At 71.1% G+C, this 19055-nt stretch carries 18 protein-coding genes; 9 read left to right on the forward strand and 9 right to left on the reverse strand.

The window, feature by feature from the left end; translation table 11 throughout:
* Positions 1-282 precede the first annotated feature (282 nt).
* Complete coding sequence (locus tag ACWDN5_RS18155) at positions 283-1935, forward strand: fumarate hydratase (RefSeq protein WP_310974853.1); 1653 nt, start codon at positions 283-285, stop codon at positions 1933-1935.
* Between the two features lie 52 nt (positions 1936-1987).
* Here the strand turns inward: ACWDN5_RS18155 and ACWDN5_RS18160 are convergent, their stop codons facing one another.
* The 4 genes from ACWDN5_RS18160 to ACWDN5_RS18175 all read right to left on the reverse strand — a co-directional run bounded on the left by ACWDN5_RS18160 (position 1988) and on the right by ACWDN5_RS18175 (position 4822).
* Positions 1988-2674 (reverse strand): RlpA-like double-psi beta-barrel domain-containing protein, encoded by a 687-nt coding sequence (locus ACWDN5_RS18160; protein ID WP_310974852.1) that lies wholly within the window; start codon positions 2672-2674, stop codon positions 1988-1990.
* A 203-nt stretch (positions 2675-2877) separates the two neighbouring features.
* Positions 2878-3393 carry a hypothetical protein gene (locus tag ACWDN5_RS18165; RefSeq protein WP_449677128.1) on the reverse strand — a complete coding sequence of 172 codons (516 nt, stop codon included), beginning with the start codon at positions 3391-3393 and terminating at the stop codon, positions 2878-2880.
* A 99-nt stretch (positions 3394-3492) separates the two neighbouring features.
* A complete protein-coding gene (locus ACWDN5_RS18170) occupies positions 3493-3987 on the reverse strand; it encodes a hypothetical protein (protein ID WP_449677129.1) in 495 nt (164 codons plus the stop codon).
* A gap of 52 nt (positions 3988-4039) precedes the next feature.
* The gene (locus ACWDN5_RS18175; RefSeq protein WP_310974850.1) at positions 4040-4822 is read right to left on the reverse strand and encodes a GntR family transcriptional regulator; all 783 of its coding nucleotides are present in this window, start codon (positions 4820-4822) and stop codon (positions 4040-4042) included.
* Positions 4823-4902: 80 nt separating this feature from the next.
* On the opposite strand from ACWDN5_RS18175, the gene ACWDN5_RS18180 reads away from it, so the two are divergent.
* Together ACWDN5_RS18180 and ACWDN5_RS18185 are read left to right on the forward strand one after the other, a co-directional pair.
* Positions 4903-6114, forward strand: a complete 1212-nt coding sequence (locus tag ACWDN5_RS18180; protein WP_449677130.1) for an APC family permease — start codon at positions 4903-4905, stop codon at positions 6112-6114.
* A gap of 125 nt (positions 6115-6239) precedes the next feature.
* The gene (locus ACWDN5_RS18185) at positions 6240-7046 is read left to right on the forward strand and encodes a S1 family peptidase (protein ID WP_310974848.1); all 807 of its coding nucleotides are present in this window, start codon (positions 6240-6242) and stop codon (positions 7044-7046) included.
* Between the two features lie 56 nt (positions 7047-7102).
* Here ACWDN5_RS18185 and ACWDN5_RS18190 read toward each other — a convergent pair whose 3' ends face one another.
* Positions 7103-8203 carry an NAD(P)H-dependent flavin oxidoreductase gene (locus ACWDN5_RS18190; protein WP_310974847.1) on the reverse strand — a complete coding sequence of 367 codons (1101 nt, stop codon included), beginning with the start codon at positions 8201-8203 and terminating at the stop codon, positions 7103-7105.
* 14 nt (positions 8204-8217) lie between these two features.
* Positions 8218-9834 (reverse strand): acyl-CoA synthetase, encoded by a 1617-nt coding sequence (locus ACWDN5_RS18195; protein ID WP_449677131.1) that lies wholly within the window; start codon positions 9832-9834, stop codon positions 8218-8220.
* A 62-nt stretch (positions 9835-9896) separates the two neighbouring features.
* Between ACWDN5_RS18195 and ACWDN5_RS18200 the strand changes: the two genes are divergently transcribed.
* The 4 genes from ACWDN5_RS18200 to ACWDN5_RS18215 all read left to right on the forward strand — a co-directional run bounded on the left by ACWDN5_RS18200 (position 9897) and on the right by ACWDN5_RS18215 (position 13925).
* A complete protein-coding gene (locus ACWDN5_RS18200) occupies positions 9897-10685 on the forward strand; it encodes a crotonase/enoyl-CoA hydratase family protein (RefSeq protein ID WP_310974845.1) in 789 nt (262 codons plus the stop codon).
* Positions 10686-10766: 81 nt separating this feature from the next.
* Entirely contained in the window at positions 10767-11744 is a 978-nt protein-coding gene (locus ACWDN5_RS18205) for a Zn-ribbon domain-containing OB-fold protein (RefSeq protein ID WP_449677132.1), read from the forward strand.
* 7 nt (positions 11745-11751) lie between these two features.
* Complete coding sequence (locus tag ACWDN5_RS18210) at positions 11752-12765, forward strand: thiolase domain-containing protein (RefSeq protein WP_449677133.1); 1014 nt, start codon at positions 11752-11754, stop codon at positions 12763-12765.
* Positions 12762-13925, forward strand: coding sequence for a thiolase domain-containing protein (locus ACWDN5_RS18215; RefSeq protein ID WP_310974841.1), 1164 nt, complete (start codon positions 12762-12764; stop codon positions 13923-13925). Before ACWDN5_RS18210 ends, ACWDN5_RS18215 begins: the two co-directional genes overlap by 4 nt.
* On the opposite strand, the gene ACWDN5_RS18220 is transcribed toward ACWDN5_RS18215, so the two are convergent.
* Both ACWDN5_RS18220 and ACWDN5_RS18225 read right to left on the reverse strand, forming a co-directional pair.
* Positions 13926-14948 carry a YhjD/YihY/BrkB family envelope integrity protein gene (locus ACWDN5_RS18220; RefSeq protein WP_310974840.1) on the reverse strand — a complete coding sequence of 341 codons (1023 nt, stop codon included), beginning with the start codon at positions 14946-14948 and terminating at the stop codon, positions 13926-13928.
* A gap of 49 nt (positions 14949-14997) precedes the next feature.
* On the reverse strand, positions 14998-15789 hold the full coding sequence (locus ACWDN5_RS18225; protein ID WP_310974839.1) for a transglutaminase-like domain-containing protein: 792 nt from the start codon (positions 15787-15789) through the stop codon (positions 14998-15000).
* Positions 15790-15824: 35 nt separating this feature from the next.
* Between ACWDN5_RS18225 and ACWDN5_RS18230 the strand changes: the two genes are divergently transcribed.
* Positions 15825-16406 carry a dienelactone hydrolase family protein gene (locus ACWDN5_RS18230; RefSeq protein ID WP_449677134.1) on the forward strand — a complete coding sequence of 194 codons (582 nt, stop codon included), beginning with the start codon at positions 15825-15827 and terminating at the stop codon, positions 16404-16406.
* Here ACWDN5_RS18230 and ACWDN5_RS18235 read toward each other — a convergent pair.
* Complete coding sequence (locus ACWDN5_RS18235; RefSeq protein WP_310974837.1) at positions 16378-17604, reverse strand: cytochrome P450; 1227 nt, start codon at positions 17602-17604, stop codon at positions 16378-16380. The genes ACWDN5_RS18230 and ACWDN5_RS18235 overlap by 29 nt on opposite strands.
* Before the next feature lie 231 nt (positions 17605-17835).
* Between ACWDN5_RS18235 and ACWDN5_RS18240 the strand changes: the two genes are divergently transcribed.
* Positions 17836-18993: a steroid 3-ketoacyl-CoA thiolase gene (locus ACWDN5_RS18240; protein ID WP_310974836.1), complete on the forward strand. Its 1158-nt coding sequence runs from the start codon at positions 17836-17838 to the stop codon at positions 18991-18993.
* Positions 18994-19055 lie beyond the last annotated feature (62 nt).

The following is a 19055-nucleotide window of genomic DNA, read 5'->3' on the forward strand; positions in this document are numbered from 1 at the left end:
GCCCACCCCCGCCCCCCCCCCACCCCCCCCCACCCCCCCCCCCACCCCCACACCCCCCCCATCCCCGGCGGGCGCGGGGGGCGCATAAGGCATCTTTCCCGCCTTGACGCGGCGCCGCCGGCCGTAGTCACAATCGGGCGTCGGGGTGGTGGACCACAACGAAGGACGAAGGCCCGCACAGAGGACGCGTGGGGTGGCCCACAGTGACCGAGTGCACCTGTCCGGCACGAAAACCGCCTGCGTAGGGTGGACCGATCCCGGAGCTGGCAAAGGAGCCTGGCAGTGCCGTCCACCACGTTTCAGCACACCGAAGTCCTCCCGCTGGGCAAGGACACCACCACCGAATACCGGTTGGTCACCGACGAGGGCGTCGAGACCGTCGAAGCCGCCGGGCGCACCTTCCTGAAGATCGCCCCGGAAGCGCTCACCACGCTCGCGCGGACCGCCATCACCGACATCCAGCACCTGTTGCGCACGTCACACCTGCAGCAGCTGCGGGCCATCGTCGACGATCCCGAAGCGAGCGGCAACGACCGGTTCGTCGCCATGGACCTGCTGCGCAACGCCGCCATCTCGGCCGGTGGCGTGCTCCCGATGTGCCAGGACACCGGGACCGCCATCGTCATCGGCAAGCGCGGCGAAGGCGTCCTCACCGGCGGGGACGACGAGCGGGCCCTCTCGCAGGGCATCTTCGACGCCTACCAGCAGCTGAACCTGCGGTACTCGCAGATGGCCCCGGTCAACTTCTGGGACGAGCGCAACACCGGCACCAACCTGCCCGCGCAGATCGAGCTCTACCACAAGGACGGGGACCCGACCTACGAGTTCCTCTTCATGGCCAAGGGCGGCGGCAGCGCCAACAAGACGTTCCTCTACCAGGAAACCAAGGCCGTCCTGAACCCGAAGCGGCTCGCGCGCTTCCTCGACGAGAAGCTGCGGAGCCTCGGCACCGCCGCCTGCCCGCCCTACCACCTCGCCATCGTCGTCGGCGGGATGTCGGCCGAGTTCAACCTCAAGGTCGCGAAGCTCGCCTCCGCGCGCTACCTCGACAACCTGCCGCAGGAGGGCTCCGAACTCGGGCACGCCTTCCGCGACACCGGCCTCGAGCAGCAGGTCCTCGAAATGACCCGGCAGTTCGGCATCGGCGCGCAGTTCGGCGGGAAGTACTTCTGCCACGACGTCCGCGTCATCCGGCTGCCCCGGCACGGCGCGAGCTGCCCGGTCGGCATCGCCGTCTCCTGCTCCGCCGACCGGCAGGCCAAAGCCAAGATCACCGCCGACGGCGTGTTCATCGAGCAGCTCGAGCGCGACCCGGCGCAGTTCCTGCCCGACATCACCGAGGAAGACCTCTCCGACGACGTCGTCGCCGTCGACCTGAACCGGCCGATGGCAGAGATCCGGGCGCAGCTCTCACAGCTGCCCGTCAAGACGCGGCTTTCGCTCACCGGGCCGCTGGTCGTCGCGCGGGACATCGCGCACGCCAAGATCGCCGAGCGGCTCGACGCCGGCGAGGAGATGCCCGACTACCTGAAGAACCACCCGGTCTACTACGCAGGCCCGGCGAAGACGCCCGAGGGCTACGCGTCCGGCTCGTTCGGCCCGACCACGGCCGGGCGGATGGACTCCTACGTCGAGCAGTTCCAGGCCGCCGGCGGCTCGCTCGTCATGCTGGCCAAGGGCAACCGCTCCAAGCAGGTGACGAACGCCTGCCGGACGCACGGCGGGTTCTACCTCGGCTCCATCGGGGGCCCGGCCGCGCGGCTCGCGCAGGACTGCATCAAGAAGGTCGACGTCCTCGAGTACGCCGAGCTCGGCATGGAAGCCGTGTGGAAGATCGAGGTCGAGGACTTCCCCGCCTTCATCGTCATCGACGACAAGGGCAACGACTTCTTCGCCAGCACCGGCGATCCGGTGCTGCAGATCAGCTTCCGCTAGGACGCGGAAAAGGGGACACCGGCCCGCCGCCGGTGTCCCCTTTTCCGTGCGCTCAGCCGACGCGCTCGATCCGCGCGCGCCGGATGAGGAACTTCCCCGGTTCCCGGACCTGTTCGAAGGCCGCGTTGTTGAGCAGCGTGCAGCTGCCCGACACCGACGTCACCTCGACCGTCGTGGACTTCGAGTTGTCCAAATTGGTCACCTTGAGCTTCGTCCCGGCCGGGAACTGGTTGCTCGATGCGGCCGGTGCGCCGCCCTCGCCCGAGAGCGTCACGGTCGAACCGGGGCACACGACCTGGCCGACCGCGCCGCCGTCGCCCGCGGCCGGTTGCGCCGGCTTCTGCTGCTGCCCGGGCGCCTGGGCCTTGCCCGGCGCGTTGCCGGAGTTGCCCGGCGCCGCCTGGCCGTTGCCCGCTCCGGCCTGACCGTTGTTCGCCGCCACGTTCGCCGTGCAGCCCGCAACTTGCCGCCGCTGCTGGATCAGGTCCACCACCGCCTGGCGGTTGGCGATCCGCGCGGCCGACTGCGCGTCCGGGTTCGCCTGCTGGCCCGCGATGAAGTTCAGGTTGTTCTGCAGGGCGGTGTCGAGTCCCCCGCAGTTCTCCTTGGGCGCTTCGGCCGCGTTGCCCGCGGGACTGCTCAGCGCGATGGCGGTCGCGGTGATACCGGAAACACCCAGCAACGCGGCCAATCCGATGGTCGCCTTCTTGCGGTGCCGGCCACTGCTCAACCGGGGCATGGGCCCCTCCTCTCTGATCGCCACCTCAAACCGGACACGGCCCGGTCCCGGCGGCGGTTCAGCGGAAGGCCTGACAATTTTCGACAACTTCGACGGTGAGCGGACCACGCGCAGGTCGTGGTCCGGACCACCGGGCGGCGATCGTCCACTGCGGACAGCACGCGTCCCCCGGAGGCGTTCTCCGGGGGCCGGGGTGGGAGCCGTTACTTCGGCGGCGTGCTCCTCAGCACGACCTTGCGCTGGTCCAGCGGCGCGGCCAGGGTGACCGAGATGACCGGGTACCGGATGTCCATCGTGCACATCTGATTGGTCTGCGCCTTCGTCTCGCTCAGGGTGACGACGACGTGGTCACCCGCCTGCTCGCCCGCCTCGCCGAGCGCGTGCCCGCAGCCGCCCTCCTGGGCGCGGATGTTGAGCACGGTGCCGCCGTTGGCCGTCCACACCTCGCGCGGGAACCCGGCCGGCAACGCGGTCGCGTCGATCTGGCCGGCCGGCACCTGGGTGCTGCCCTCGGGCACGGTCAGCCGGGGCTTGCCGGGCGGGTTGGGCTCGGGCGGCGCCGGCAGCACCGACTCACTCGGCGACGCAGACGGCGACGCCGTCGTCGACACGCTGCCGGTGGGTGCCGCGGGCCGGCCGGCGGGGATGTTCTGGCCGGCGCAGGCCGTCACCATCAGCAGGAGCGCGCCTGTCCCGGCCACCTTCGCTGAGTACCTCATGCCCCCAAGACGGAATGGGGGTGCCGCGGGGTTGCATCGGAAATGGTCTGGGAGGGCCTCCCGGGCATCCCGGGGCGGCCCTCCCAGCGTTCGTGGTGGTCAGCCCTGGCGGAGGACGACCGTGCGCGTCCCCAGCGGCTCCGCGAGGGTGAGGGGGACCGTGATCTCCTTGATGTAGTCCGGGCACAGCTGTCCCTTGGGCGCCGACGTCACGGCGACCAGCACGACCACCTGCTGCGCGGTCTGCTCGCCGACGCGCGCCGAGATGCGGCGGCAGCCACCCTCCTCGGCCTGCAGGATCAGGGTCCGGCCGTCGAGGCTGCGGGTCAGGCTGCGCGGGTAACCCTCGGGCAGCGAGCGGGCGTCGACCTGCGTCTCGGCGACGACGTCGTCACCCGGGGCGATGCCCTGCGTCGGCCGCCCGACCGTCTGGGACGGCGGCGGCCCGAGCGTGGGTGTCACGGTCCCGGGCACGCTCGCCGACGTCGAGGGCGTCTCGGGCGCCGAGCCGGGGCCCGCCGGGGCGCCGGCGCCGGAATTCGCGGCACAGGCCGTCGCCGTGAGCAGCAGCAGGCCCGCACCCAGCAGTTTCACCGTGGTACGCATACTTGCCAGACGGAGCGGACCCCCGCGAGGTTGCATCGGCTCACCGATGAGCCGCCCGGCCCAGCCGGGTGGTGAAGCTCAGCCGGTCGCCGCGGTAGAGGGACCGGACCCGTTCGAACGGGACGCCGTCCGGGCCCCACGAGACGCGGTGGGTCAGCAGCATCGGCAGCGCCGGGTTCGTCCCGATCAGCAACGCCTCGCGCGGGGTGGCCAGCACCGTCTCGACCCGCTCCTCCGCGCCGTCGAACACGACGCCGAGCTTGCCGGTCAGGCACGCGTACAGCGACTGCTCCGGGTCGAACACGTCGAGCAGGTCCGGGAACCGCGCAGCCAGGAGATATGTCGACTCCAGCCCGACGCGCTCCTCGTCGGCCAGGAGGACGCGCTCGAGGTGGAACACTTCGGCGTCCGATGTCACCTGGAGGTCGGCGGCCAGGGCACTGCCCGCGGGGCGCCGCTCCAGGGTGATCACCGTGCGGCCCGGCCGGATGCCCTGGCGCCGCAGCCCCTCCGTGTAGCTCACCAGGGCCAGCGGCTGGACGAGCTTCGGGCCGGCGATGTAGGTGCCGCTGCCCTGGCGGCGGCTGAGCCTGCCCTCGAGCACCAGCTCCGCGACCGCTTGCCGTACGGTCGCCCTCGACACTTCGAACCGTTCGCACAATTCCCGTTCCGTGGGCAGCACCGCACCTTCGCCGAGTTCCGCGATCACCGCCAGCAGTTCGACCTTGACCGCGTAGTACCGCGGGACACGGCCGTGTTCGGGAATCCCGTCGAGGACGGGACCGTCGGCGGACAGGCGGGAATGGCGCGAAGGGGCGGGCACGGAATCGACCCTATTCGGTTTCCGGTGCGCCGTGGTTCGCTGTGGCACGCAACACGGCCGACCGCTGGAGGATCACCCGGATGCCCCCGACTTCACTCGACCGGCGGCTCGGCCTGGCCGACGCCGTTTTCCTCGGCCTGGGCTCGATGATCGGGGCCGGCGTGTTCGCCGCGTTCGCCCCGGCGGCGCGGGCGGCGGGGGCCGGATTGCTCATCGCATTGGTCCTCGCGGCCGTCGTCGCTTACTGCAATGCGACGTCTTCGGCGCGATTGGCCGCGATTCACCCGGAATCCGGCGGCACCTACGTTTACGGCCGGGAAAGGCTCGGTGAATTCTGGGGTTACCTGGCCGGCTGGGGATTCGTCACCGGGAAGACGGCCAGCTGCGCCGCGATGACGCTGACCGTCGTCGCCTACACCGCGCCGGGGCTCGGGCAGCCGTGGCGGAGCCTCCTGGCCGTCGCGGTGGTCGCCGCGCTCACCGCGGTCAACTACTTCGGCGTGCACCGGTCGGCGCTCGCCACCCGGGTGATCGTGTCGTGCACCCTGCTCGTGCTCACCGCCGCGGCCGTGGCGATGGCCGCCGGGCCGTCGAGCGGCGGCCCGCTCGTCGCCTGGCCGGGTGGCGGGGGCGTGCTCGAGGCGGCCGGGCTGCTTTTCTTCGCCTTCGCCGGGTACGCGCGGCTCGCCACGCTCGGCGAGGAGGTCCGCGACCCGGCCCGCACCATCCCCCGGGCCATCCCGCTCGCCCTCGGCATCACCCTCGTCGTCTACGCCGCACTGGCGGTGCTGCTGCTCGTCCGGCTCGGCCCGGCCGCGCTCGCCGCGAGCCCGGACCCGGTCGCGGCGGCCGTCCCGGGGTGGCTCGCCCCGGTCGTCCGGGCCGGCGCGGCCGTCGCGGCCCTCGGTTCGCTGCTCGCGCTCATCCTCGGCGTCTCGCGCACGACGCTGGCGATGAGCCGCGACGGCCACCTCCCCCGGTTCCTCGCCGCCGTGCACCCGCGCTACCGGGTGCCGCACCGCGCGGAGCTCGCCGTCGGGCTCGTCGTCGCCGTGCTCGCCGCGTCGATCGACCTGCGCGCCGCGATCGGCTTCTCGTCCTTCGCCGTGCTGACGTACTACGCGATCGCCAACGCGGCCGCGCTCACGCTGCCGGGGAAGGCGCGAGCCGTCCTCGGGCTGGCCGGGTGCGTGGTGCTCGCCTTCAGTCTCCCCCTGCCGTCGGTGCTCGCCGGGTGCGCCGCGTTGTTGCTGGGCAGTCTGGCCTACGGCGTTCGTCGGATCCGCCGGTGAGAAATCACCCAACCGCCCGAAAGATCCGAAGAAAGTCGGTTGTCCCGATCCGCGCGCACCTGGTGTAGTCGTGAGGCCGCTTTCGGCAACGGCTTCCACTGTGGACACTGGAAGGACTGATCCCCTTGGCCCCCAAGCGCTGGTTCACCCTGCTCAGAAACGCCACCACCGCCCTCGCCGCGGTCGCCGCCGCCGCGGCGTTCGCCACCCCGGCGATCGCCACCGCCGCCCAGCCGCCGTCCACGAACGTCGTCGGCGGGACGCGGGCCGCCCAGGGCGAATTCCCGTTCATGGTCCGCCTTTCCATGGGCTGCGGCGGAGCGCTCTACACCAAGCAGATCGTGCTGACCGCGGCGCACTGCGTCAGCCGGACCGGCGCCAACACCTCGATCACGGCGACCGTCGGTGTCGTCGACCTGCAGAGCTCCAGCGCGCAGAAGATCCGCTCGACCTACGTCTACCAGTCCCCCACCTACGGCACCTCGACCGGCGGTGACTGGGCGCTGATCAAGCTGGCCAGCCCGGTGAGCGGGCTGTCGACCATGCCGATCGCGACCACCAGCGCGTACAACACCGGCACGTTCACCGTGGCCGGCTGGGGCGCGGCCCGCGAAGGCGGCGCGCAGCAGCGGTACCTGCTCAAGGCGACCGTCCCGTTCGTCGACGACGCCACCTGCCGCGCCCAGGGCGGCAGCTACCCCGACCTCATCCCGAGCGCCGAGATCTGCGCGGGCAACCTCGCCTCCGGCGGCGTCGACACCTGCCAGGGCGACTCCGGCGGCCCGATGTTCCGCCGGGACAACAACAACGCCTGGATCCAGGTCGGCATCGTCTCCTGGGGCGACGGCTGCGCCCGGGCGCACGCCCCCGGCGTCTACACCGAGGTGAGCACGTTCGCGTCGAAGATCGCCGCGGCCGCCGCCACGCTGTAACCGCTTCCGCACGAAAGGAAGGGCCCCCGCCGCGGCGGGGGCCCTTCCTTCGTCGTTCAGCGCGTCTTGTCCAAGCGGGACAACGCTTCCTCGTAACCGTTCACCAGGTCCGCGACGACGTCGGCGACCGGCCGCACCCGGTCCATCCGGCCGACGATCTGCCCGACCGGCATGGACACCACGCTCGGGTCGTTCGCCGCGTGGATCCGGTTGTGGGCCGGGGAAACCAGCAGGTTCTGCAACGGCATCGGCAACGGCTCGGGCGCGTCCGGCGCGGCCCACGCCTCGGTCCAGCGGGTCTTGAGCAGCCGCGCCGGCTTGCCCGTGTAGATCCGCGTCCGCACGGTGTCCGACGACGTCGCCGCGACGAGCGCCTGCTGCATCGCCACCGACTCGGCCATCGTCTGCAGGTACTCCTCGGTGGCCAGCCACATCGAGCCCATCCAGACGCCGGAGGCGCCGAGCGCGAGCGCCGCGGCCATCTGGCGGCCGGAACCGATCCCGCCCGCGGCGAGCACCGGCACGTCGACCGCGTCGACGATCTCCGGCACCAGCACCATGGACGCGATTTCGCCGGTGTGCCCGCCGGCTTCGTAACCCTGCGCCACCACGAAGTCGACGCCGTTCTCGACGTGCCGCACCGCGTGCTCGGCCTTCCCGGCGAGCGCCGCGACCGGGACGCCCTTGTCGTGGCACTGGCCGATCACGTCCACCGGCGGCGAGCCGAGCGCGTTGGCGATCAGCTTGATCGGGTGGTTCAGCGCGACCTCGACGTGCGACCGGGCGACCGAGTGCAGCCAGCCGAGCACCCCGGCGCGCTCGTCGGTGTCGTCCGGCAGCGGCGGGACCGAGAGCTCCTCGAGAACGCGGTCGACGAACGCGCGGTGCCCGTCCGGGATGAGCTTCGCCAGATCGACCTGCGTGCCCTCGGCGGGCACCTTCGCCGGCATGACGATGTCGACGCCGTACGGTTTCCCGCCGGTGTTCTCGTCCATCCAGGTGAGCACCCGGTCGAGTTCGGCGGCGTCGTTGAACCGCACGCAGCCGAGCACGCCGAGCCCGCCGGCGCGGCTGAGCGCCGCGGCGACGTGCTCCGACGGGGTGAACCCGATGATCGGCAGGTCGATGCCGAGCCGGTCGCACAAGGGTGTCCGCACTTCTGGTGTCCTCCTCAGACGGGCTGGGCCGCGGCCGGTTCGTGCTCGGCGGCGTAGCGCTGGGCCCACGGGTAGTCCGGCTTGCCGCTGGGCGAGCGGCCGATCTCGTCGGCGAGCCACACCGTGCGCGGCACCTTGTAGCCGGCGATCTGCCCGCGCGCGTGCTCTTCGATCGCGGCGAGGTCGCCTTCGGCGCCGTCCCGGAGCTGGATGACGGCGGCGACGCGCTGGCCGAGCCGCTCGTCCGGGACGCCGATGACGAGCGCGTCGAAGACGTCCGGGTGGGACTTGAGCGCCCCTTCGACCTCCTCGGGGTAGACCTTCTCGCCGCCGGTGTTGACGCACTGGGAACCGCGGCCGAGCAACGTGACGGTGCCGTCCTCCTCGTAGCGGGCGTAGTCGCCCGGGACGACGTACCGGACGCCGCCGACCTCGACGAAGATCTTCTTGCTCTTCTCGGGGTCGCCGTAGTAGCCGAGCGGGACGTGCCCGCGGCGGCCGATCAGCCCGACCGCGCCCGGCTTCTTCTCGACGACGTTGCCGTCGTCGTCGAGCAGGATGGCGTCCTGGCCGAAGTTCACCCGCGGGCCGGCGCTGTGGTCGGAACCCTTGGCCACCATGCCGATCCCGGTGAAGCCGCTTTCCGACGAGCCGATGGCGTCGGTGATCACGGCGTTCGGCACCAGTTCGACGAACTCCTGCTTCACCGACTGCGAGAACAGCGCGGCGTGGCTCGACACGGCGACGACCGAGGAAGCGTCGTAGTCACCCTCGCGGAAGGCCTCGATGAGCGGGCGCGCCATCGCGTCGCCGACGATCGTGAGGACCTGGACCTTGTGCTCCTGCACGGCCTTCCAGATCTCGTGGGCGTCGAAGCGCGGGACGAAGACCACCGGGCTGCCGGTGAACAGCGCGCCGAACGCGGCCCACTGCGCGGCGCCGTGGATCAGTGGCGCGGCGGGCAGCCGGGTCAGGCTCCCGGCCTTGCCCTGCTCGGCGAGCGTCCACTCGTCGGGGATGTACTCGCCGGTGACGAAGTTGATCCCGCCGCCGAGCGCGCGCCAGACGTCCTCCTGCCGCCAGAGGACGCCCTTCGGGTAGCCCGTGGTCCCGCCGGTGTAGAGGATGTAGAGGTCGTCGCCGCTGCGCTCGCCGAAGTCGCGTTCGGGGCTCTGCGCGGCGAGGGCGGCCTCGTAGTCGACGCCGCCGTAGCTCTCGCAGTCGCCGCCGCTGCCGTCGTCGATCACGACAACGTGTTTCAGTTTCGGCGCCTCCGGCAGCACCGCGGCGACCTTGTCGGCGTAGCTGCGTTCGTGCACCAGGGCCACGATCTCGGCGTCGTTGAAGAGGTAGACGAGCTCGCCGTGCACGTAGCGGTAGTTGACGTTGACGGCGATCGCGCGCAGCTTGTACGCCGCGATCATCGCCTCCAAGGCCTCGATCGAGTTGCGGGAATAGACCCCGATGTGGGACCCGTGTCCCACGCCGTGCGCGGCGAGGTGGTGGGCGAGCCGGTTGGCCCGCGCCTCCAGTTCGGCGAAGGTGACTTGCCGGTCGCCGCACACGACCGCGACGCGCTCCGGCACGGCGTCGACGGCGTGCTCCAGAAGATCCGCGATGTTGAGTGCCACGCCCTCAAAGTAGAACATGTTATCGTTCCGGGCAATGGCACTGCTCCTTCAGGAGGTCTTCCGTGGGTGAACCGCACGCGCTGGTGTCGCAGGAGGGCCAGACCCTCGTCGTCACGATGAACCGGCCCGAAGCGCGCAACGCGATCACCGGCGAAATGATGGCGATCATGGTCGAGGCCTGGGACCGGGTCGATGCGGACGACTCGATCCGCAGCTGCATCCTCACCGGCGCGGGCGGCGCGTTCTGCGCGGGCGCGGACCTGAAGTCGATGTCCCGCAACTCGCCGTCGGAGTCGTTCGCCTCGGGCAAGTTCGACCCTTCGCGCATCCCCGGGCTCCTCAAGGGGCGACGGCTGACGAAACCCCTGATCGCGGCGGTCGAGGGGCCGGCGATCGCGGGCGGGACCGAGATCCTCCAGGGCACCGACATCCGGGTGGCGGGCGAGTCGGCGCGCTTCGGGGTGTCGGAGGCGCGCTGGGGACTGTTCCCGATGGGCGGGTCGGCGGTGCGGCTGCCGCGGCAGATCCCGTACACGGTGGCGGCGGACATCCTGCTGACCGGACGTCACCTGTCCGCTTCCGAGGCGCTGGCGATCGGCTTGATCGGTCACGTGGTCCCGGACGGCTCCGCGCTCACGAAGGCCCTGGAGCTGGCGGCACTGGTCAACGCCAACGGGCCGCTGGCCGTGCGGGCCATCCTCCGGACGATCCGCGACACCGAGGGACTGCACGAGGAAGAGGCCTTCAAGCTGGACTCGCAGTACGGGATCGAGGTCTTCGCCTCCGAGGACGCCAAGGAGGGGCCGCGAGCGTTCTCGGAGAAGCGGAAGCCGGACTTCACCGGTCGCTGATGTAGAACACGTTTCACGTGTATTGAACCGGCCAGCGGAGGAACCTTGTCGACAGAACGAGAACGTGTTTCACTCAAGGACGTGACCGAAACACCGCTTGCGGCACCGCTGAACGTCGGCTTCGACTACACGCGCTCCACCGGGCCCGTGCTCGGCCGGTTCGTCACCGCGCTGCGCGACCGCCGCATCGAAGGCATCCGGGGCAGTGACGGGCGGGTGCACGTCCCGCCCCTCGAGTACGACCCCGTGACCGCCGAACAGCTCGGCGAGTTCGTCCCCGTCGGCGAAGAGGGCACCGTCGTCTCCTGGTCGTGGTGCCCCGAGCCGCTCGACGGGCAGCCGATGAGCCGGCCGTTCGCCTGGGCGCTCGTCAAGCTCGACGGGGCCGACACCCCGATGCTGCACGCCGTCGACGCCGGCTCGCCCGACAAGATCCACAGTGGACAGCGGGTGCGCGTCCGGTGGGCCGAGGAGACCGTCGGGCACATCCGGGACATCGCCTACTTCCTGCCGGCCGACGCCGAGGACACCACGCCCACCGAGCCCGCTCCCCCGGTCGCCGAGCGCGAAGAAGGCGCGCCGATCAGCGTCGTCATCACGCCGGTGCACCTGAAGTACCTGCACTCGGCCTCGCCCGAGGAGAGCACCTACCTGCGCGGGCTCGCCGAAGGGAAGATGATCGGCCAGCGCTGCCCCGCCTGCGGCAAGGTCTACATCCCGCCGCGCGGGGCCTGCCCGACCGACGGCGTGCCGACCACCGAAGAGGTCGAACTCCCCGACACCGGCATCGTCACCACGTTCTGCATCGTCAACGTCCCGTTCCTCGGCCAGCGGCTCAAGCCGCCGTACGTCGCCGCGTACATCCTGCTCGACGGGGCCGACATCGCCTTCCTGCACCTCGTGCTCGGCTGCGCCGCCGAAGACGTCCGCATGGGCATGCGCGTGCGCGCCGCCTGGAAGCCGCGCGACGAGTGGTGGACGTCGCTGGAGAACATCAGCCACTTCGAGCCGACCGGTGAGCCGGACGCGGCTTACGAAACCTTCGCCCACCACCTGTGAGGTCCTGATGCCAGACGTCGCGATCGCGGGCTTCGCGAAGGCCCCGAACGTCCGCGAAACGCCCGGTACCACCAACGGCGTGGAGATGCTCGTCCCGATCTTCGCCGAGGTCTTCGCGCAGACCGGCCTGTCCAAACAGGACATCGGGTTCTGGTGCTCCGGCTCCTCGGACTACCTGGCCGGCCGCGCGTTCTCGTTCATCGCCGCCGTCGACGCGATCGGCGCGTTCCCGCCGATCCACGAGTCGCACGTCGAAATGGACGCCGCCTGGGCGCTGTACGAGGCGTGGCTGAAGATCAAGATGGGCGAGGTCGAGACCGCGCTCGTCTACGGCTTCGGCAAGTCCAGCGCCGGGCAGTTGCGCCGGGTGCTCGCCCTGCAGCTCGACCCGTACGTCGTCACGCCGCTGTGGCCGGACTCGGTCTCGATCGCCGGGATCCAGGCGCGGCTGGGCCTGGAGGCCGGTCTCTGGTCCGAAAAGGACCTGGCCGAGGTCGCCGCGCGCGGGACCGGCAAGGACGTCGCGGAACTCCTGGATACGCCGTACTACGCCGATCCGTTGCGCAAGCACGACATCGCCCCGATCACCGACGGCGCCGCCGTGATCGTCCTGTCCACTGTGGAACGAGCGCGGGAGATCGTCGAACGCCCGGCCGTGATCACCGGCATCGAGCACCGCGTCGACTCCCCCGTGCTCGGGGCCCGCGACCTGACGCGTTCGCCGTCCACCGAAGCGGCGGCCAAGGCATTGGACCTCGACGGCGTCGACCTCGCCGAGCTGCACGCGCCCTTCACGCACCAGGAACTCATCCTGCGGACCGCGCTCGGGCTGGGCGACGGCGTGAAGCTCAACCCCTCCGGCGGGGCGCTGGCCGCGAACCCGATGTTCTCCGCCGGGCTCGCCCGGATCGGCGAAGCCGCGGTCCGGATCCACCGCGGCGAATCCCGCAAGGCCGTGGCGCACGCGACGAGCGGGCCGGCCCTGCAACAGAACCTGGTGACCGTGCTGGAGGCCCGATGACCAAGCAGCTCACCGCCGTGCTCGGCACCGGCCAGACGCACCACCGCGCCAAGCGGCAGGACGTCTCGATGCCGGGCCTGCTGCGCGAGGCGATCGACCGCGCGATGACCGACGCCCAGGTGGAGTGGGCCGACATCGACGCCGTCGTGCTCGGCAAGGCGCCGGACCTGTTCGAGGGCGTCATGATGCCCGAGCTGTTCCTCGCCGACTCGCTCGGCGCGACCGGGAAACCGCTGCTGCGCGTGCACACCGCCGGGTCGGTGGGCGGCTCGACGGCGCTGGTGGCGGCGTCGCTCATCCAGTCGGGCGTGCACCGGCGCGTGCTCACGGTGGCGTACGAGAAGCAGTCCGAGTCGAACGCGATGTGGGGCCTGTCGATCCTGCCGCCGTTCCAGATGCCGGTCGGGGCCGGCGCGGGCGGCTACTTCGCCCCGCACGTGCGGTCCTACATCCGCCGTTCGGGGGCACCCGAGCACGTCGGGGCGATCGTCGCGGCGAAGGACCGGCGCAACGGCGCCCTCAACCCGTACGCGCACCTGCGGCAGCCGGACATCACCGTCGAGTCGGTGCGGGCGTCGCAGATGCTGTGGGACCCGATCCGCTACGACGAGACGTGCCCGTCGTCCGACGGCGCGTGCGCGATGGTGCTCGGCGACGAGGCCGCCGGGGACGCCGTCGAGGGCGGCGCGGCCTGGGTGCACGCGACGGCGATGCGCACCGAGCCGACCACGTTCGCCGGCCGCGACCAGGTGAACCCGCGGGCGGGGCGCGAGGCCGCGGCCGCGCTCTGGGCCGAGGCGGGGATCACCGATCCGATGTCCGAAGTGGACGTCGCCGAGATCTACGTGCCGTTCTCGTGGTTCGAGCCGATGTGGCTGGAGAACCTGGGTTTCGCGCCCGAAGGCGAGGGCTGGAAGGTCACCGAGAAGGGCGAAACGGCGATCGGCGGCCGCCTGCCGTGCAACCCGTCGGGCGGCGTGCTGTCGTCCAACCCGATCGGCGCGTCCGGCATGCTGCGGTTCTCCGAAGCGGCGAAGCAGGTGATGGGCCGGGCCGGGGACTACCAGGTGGACGGCGCCCGCCGCGCGCTCGGCCACGCCTACGGCGGCGGGTCCCAGTACTTCTCGATGTGGCTGGTGGGTTCGGAGAAGCCGAGCTGATCACCCCCGCGAGCGGCGGCGCAACCGCAGCGCGAGCAGCGTTCCGAGCACGCCCGTCACCACGCCGACCGTGGCGGGCACGGCCATCGGCGGGTCCACCACGACCACCGGCTTCAGCACCACCGGCGCCGGCGGCTGCACCGGTTTCGGGGGCGCGTCCGAGCCGGTCGCCGTCCACGCCGTCACGTACACCAGCAGGCGGGCCACGAGCGAGATGAAGAAGATGAGACCGATGATCGAGCCGAACGCGATGCCGGTCGGCGAGTCGCCGATGAGCCGGAGGTAGAACCCGCCGGCCAGCTTCAGCGCCTCGAAGCCGACGGCCAGCGCGACCGCACCCCGGACCGCACTGCGCACGCCGACCTTCTGCCGCGGCAGCCGGGTGAGCACCCAGAGGAAGACCAGCCAGTCGGCGGCCAGCGACAGCGGCACCGAGGACGCCGACACGAGCTGGTGGCCCCAGCTCGTGTCGTCGAGGCCGGCCAGCCGGAGCAGGTAGCTGCCGAGCGCGGTGCCGGAGATGGTGAGCGTGAACGACACCAGCAGCGCCGCGGTCAGGCCGAGCAGCGCGAGCAGGTCGACGAGGATCAGCCGCAGCAGCGACTGGTCCGACCGGTTCTGCCCCCACAGCGCCGTCAGCGAGTCCCGCAGCGCGTTCATCCAGTTCCAGCCGGAGTAGAGGCCGATGGCGAGACCGACCACGCCGACGCTGGTCCGCTGCTCGACGAAGCCGGTGAGCAGTTCGGTGGCCTTGTCGCCGAGCCCGCCGGGCAGCGTGGACACGATCGCGTGCACCAGCGTGTCGAGCAGGTGCGGCTGGGTGGCCAGCACGAACCCGGCGACCGACGAGGCGACCATCAGCAGCGGCACCAGCGACAGCAGGCTGAAGTAGGTGATCGAGGCGACGTAGTGGTAGCCGCCGGCGTCGATGTAGCGGTTGGTCGCGCGGGCGATGTGGTCCAGCCACCGGTACCGGGCGCGCGCCCGGGCCCAGGGGCTCGGCGCCTTCGGGGAACTCTTCACGAAGACTGTCTACCCAGCCGGGGCCGTCTTTGCGCAGGCAACACGCGGTTCAGCCCAGAACGACCAGCCCGGACCCGTCGTCGACCGGCAACGCGGCGTCGGTCGTGGCGAAGACGGTGCTGCCGAGGAAGTCGAGTTCGCCGCCGAGCGTGGCGAGGAAGGCGGTGTCGGCGGCGTCGCGGCCGGTGGAGATCCGCAGCATGGTCTGCCGCGGCGCCAGCCGGGTGGCGTCGAAGACGTACCAGTGCCCGTCGACGGCGGCTTCGAAGACGGCGTGGAAGTCCATCGGCGCGAGCCCGGGCGCGTAGACGCCGACGTACCGCGCGGGGATGTCGAGGAACCGGCACAGGGTGATGCAGACGTGCGCGAAGTCGCGGCAGACACCCTCGCCGGCCAGCAGGGTGTCGACGGCGTCGTCGGTGGGCCGGCCGGCACCGACCACATAGGACAGTCGTTCGTGGACGTGCCGGACGACGGCTTCGACTTGCCGGCGTGGGTTTTCGAGCTTGCCGAGTTCCGGCGGCACGAGCCCGGCGACGCGGTCGGACGGGCAGTACCGGCTCGGCCGGGTGAACACGGCGACGTCGGCGAGCGTGACGGGCTCGGGTTCGGGCTCGTTCAGCACGCGTTCGGCGTGGTAGGTGACGCGGTGCTCGCCGGCGGGCAGGTCGAAGACCTCGGCCCGGGTGCCGTGCTCGAACTCGACGGGTCGGCTCTCCCCGTGCCAGGACACGGTGAGCTCTTCGGTGTCGGCGTGCGCCGCGGAGACCGAGATCGCCGCGGGCCCGGGTTCGGTGACGCGGATGGCGAACTCGACGTCCACCGTCGCTCGCGGGGCCATCGTCCCATCATGGCATCCCCTGGCAGAATCGCCGGGTGAGCGACATCGTGGTGTTCCACTCAGTGCTCGGCCTGCGACCCGTCGAGCTGGGCTTCGCCGACCGGCTGCGGGCGGCGGGCCATCGGGTCACCACGCCCGACCTCTTCGCCGGGCGGACGGCCTCGACCCTCGAAGAGGGCTTCGCGGTGAAGGACGAGGTCGGCTGGGAGACGATCACCGGACGTGCCCGCGATGCCGTGCGGGAGCTGCCGCCGGAGACCGTGCTCGTGGGCGTGTCGATGGGGGCGGGCGTGGTCGAGACCGTGCTGCCGCACCGGCTCGGCACCACCGGCGTCCTGATGCTGCACGCCGTGGGGGCGGTGCCCGCCGGGATCCGGCCCGGCCTGCCGGTGCAGGTCCACGTCGCCGACCCCGACCCGATCGCCCCTCCGGCGCAGGTCGCGGCCTGGCGCGAAACGGCGGCCTCGGTGGGTGCCGATGCCCGGGTGTACACCTACCCGGGCATCGGTCACTTCTACACCGACGCCGGCGGTCCCGAGTACGACGCGGCCGCGGCGGAGCTCACCTGGGACCGCGTCGACGGGTTCCTCAGGCGTACTTCACCGGGTAGTGCTTGATGCCGTTGATCCAGCTCGACCGCAGCCGCACCGGGGGTGCCGCCTCGGCGATGTCCGGCATCACGTCGGCGATGGCGTTGAAGATCAGGTCGATCTCCAGCCGGGCCAGGTTCGCGCCGATGCAGTAGTGCGACCCCGTGCCGCCGAAACCGACGTGCGGGTTGTCCTCGCGGAGGACGTCGAACTTCTCCGGGTCGTCGAAGACCTCGTGGTCGAAGTTGGCCGAGCTGTAGAACATCCCGACCCGGTCGCCCTTGCGGATCCGCGCGCCGCCGAGCTCGGTGTCGCGGGTGGCGGTGCGCTGGAAGGCGACGATCGGGGTGGCCCAGCGGACGATCTCGTCGGGCGCGGTCTTCGGCCGCTGCTCCTTGAACAGCTCCCACTGGTCCCGGTGGTCCAGGAACGCCTTCATGCCGTGGGTGATGGCGTTGCGCGTCGTCTCGTTGCCGGCGACGGCGAGCAGGATGACGAAGAACCCGAACTCGTCGGAGCCGAGCGATTCACCGTCGACGTCGGCCTGGATGAGCTTGGTGGCGATGTCGTCCATCGGGCACTTGCGCCGCTCCTCGGCCATGTTCCAGGCGTACCCGACGAGCTGGGCGGACGCCTCCAGCGGCGCGACCTCGTACTCGGGGTCGTCGTAGGCGACCATCTGGTTCGACCAGTCGAAGATCTTGAGCCGGTCTTCCTGCGGGATGCCGATCAGCTCGGCGATCGCCTGCAGCGGCAGCTCGCACGCGACGTCGGTGACGAAGTCGCCCGACCCCTTCTTCCGCGCCTCGTGCACGATCCGCTCGGCGCGCTCGCGCAAGGTGTCCTCGAGCTTCGAGATGGACCGCGGGGTGAAGCCCTTCGACACGATCCGCCGCAGCTTCGTGTGCTGCGGGGCGTCCTGGTTGAGCAGCACCAGGCGGTTCGCCTCGAGGTTGTCCTCGGTCATGTTCTCGTCGAAGCGGATGATGGCGGTCTTCTCCCGCGACGAGTACAGCGTGCTGTCGCGCGAGACCTCCTTGACGTCCGCGTGGCGCGAGACGACCCAGTACCCGTCGTCGCGGTAGCCGGCGGTGTTGTGCTTCTGGGGGTTCCACCACACCGGGGCGGTGCGCCGGAGCTCGGCGAACTCGGCGACGGGGAGTCGCTCCGCCAAGAGATCCGGATCGGTGAAGTCGAACCCGGCGGGGATGAGCGGAGCGGCCACGTTGCCTCCCACGGTTCGGCTTGGAACACGTTCTAGGTTGGATTGAAGCATACGGCGTTAACCAACGGAAGACCGTGAGTGAAACCCGTTTACTCAACCGGGGATAGCAGGTGAGCGCGCGCTCACTCCGGCAAGATCAAGAAGCGGCCACGCCTGCGCAGACTTGCACAAAACGATAACTTGTTCTAGTTTCTGCGTTAGTGAACAGTGTTTCCCGACGAAAGGGACGACATGGGCGTGCCGGTCATCGTCGAAGCCGTGCGGACCCCGATCGGCAAGCGGAACGGGCTGCTGGCCGGCCTGCACGCGGCCGAGCTGCTGGGTGCCGCGCAGCTCGCCCTGCTGGACCGCGCCGGGATCGACCCGGCGCTCGTCGAGCAGCTCATCGGCGGCTGCGTCACGCAGGCCGGCGAGCAGTCGAACAACGTCACGCGCACAGCGTGGCTGCACGCGGGCCTGCCGGAGACGGCGGGCGCGACGACGATCGACGCCCAGTGCGGCTCGGCGCAGCAGGCGACCCACCTCATCGCGGGCCTGATCGCGGCGGACGCCATCGACGCCGGTGTCGCGTGCGGAGTCGAGGCGATGAGCCGCGTGCCGCTGGGCACGAACCGCGCCGGTGCCTCACCACGGCCGTCGTCGTGGTCGATCGACCTGCCCAACCAGTACGGCGCGGCCGAGCGGATCGCGGTCCGCCGCGGGCTGACGCGCGAGGACGTCGACCGGTTCGGGGCGGCGTCCCAGCAGAAGGCGGCGGCCGCGTGGGCGGCGGGCCACTTCGACCGCGAGGTGGTGCCGGTGAAGGCCCCGGTCCTCTCGGCTGACGGCGCACCGACCGGCGAGACCCACCTCGTCACGCGCGACCAGGGCCTGCGGGAGACGACGGTCGAAGGCCTGGCCCGCCTCAAGCCGGTGGTCGAGGACGGCGTCCACACGGCGGGAACGTCCTCCCAGATCTCCGACGGCGCGGCGGCCCTGCTCCTGCTGGACGCGGACCGCGCGGCGGCGCTGGGCCTGCGTCCGCGGGCCCGGATCGTCGCCCAGGCGTTGGTCGGCGCCGAGCCGTACTACCACCTGGACGGCCCGATCCGCGCGACGGAACGCGTGCTCGCCCGGGCCGGGATGACGGTGGGTGACGTGGACCTGTTCGAGGTCAACGAGGCGTTCGCGTCGGTCGCGTTGTCGTGGCAGCAGGTGGTTTCCCCGGACCCGTCCCGCGTGAACGTCAACGGCGGCGCGATCGCCCTGGGCCACCCGGTGGGCAGCACGGGTGCCCGGCTGCTGACGACGGCGTTGCACGAGCTGGAGCGCCGGGACGCCTCGACGGCGCTGGTGACGATGTGCGCGGGCGGCGCACTGGCCACGGCGTCGATCATCGAACGGCTCTAGACGAGTAATGCGTAAGTCTGGGTGGTGACCGGAGACGGACGAAGGGTGTTCAAGATCCGTTT

The organism is Amycolatopsis sp. NPDC003731 (assembly GCF_053586895.1).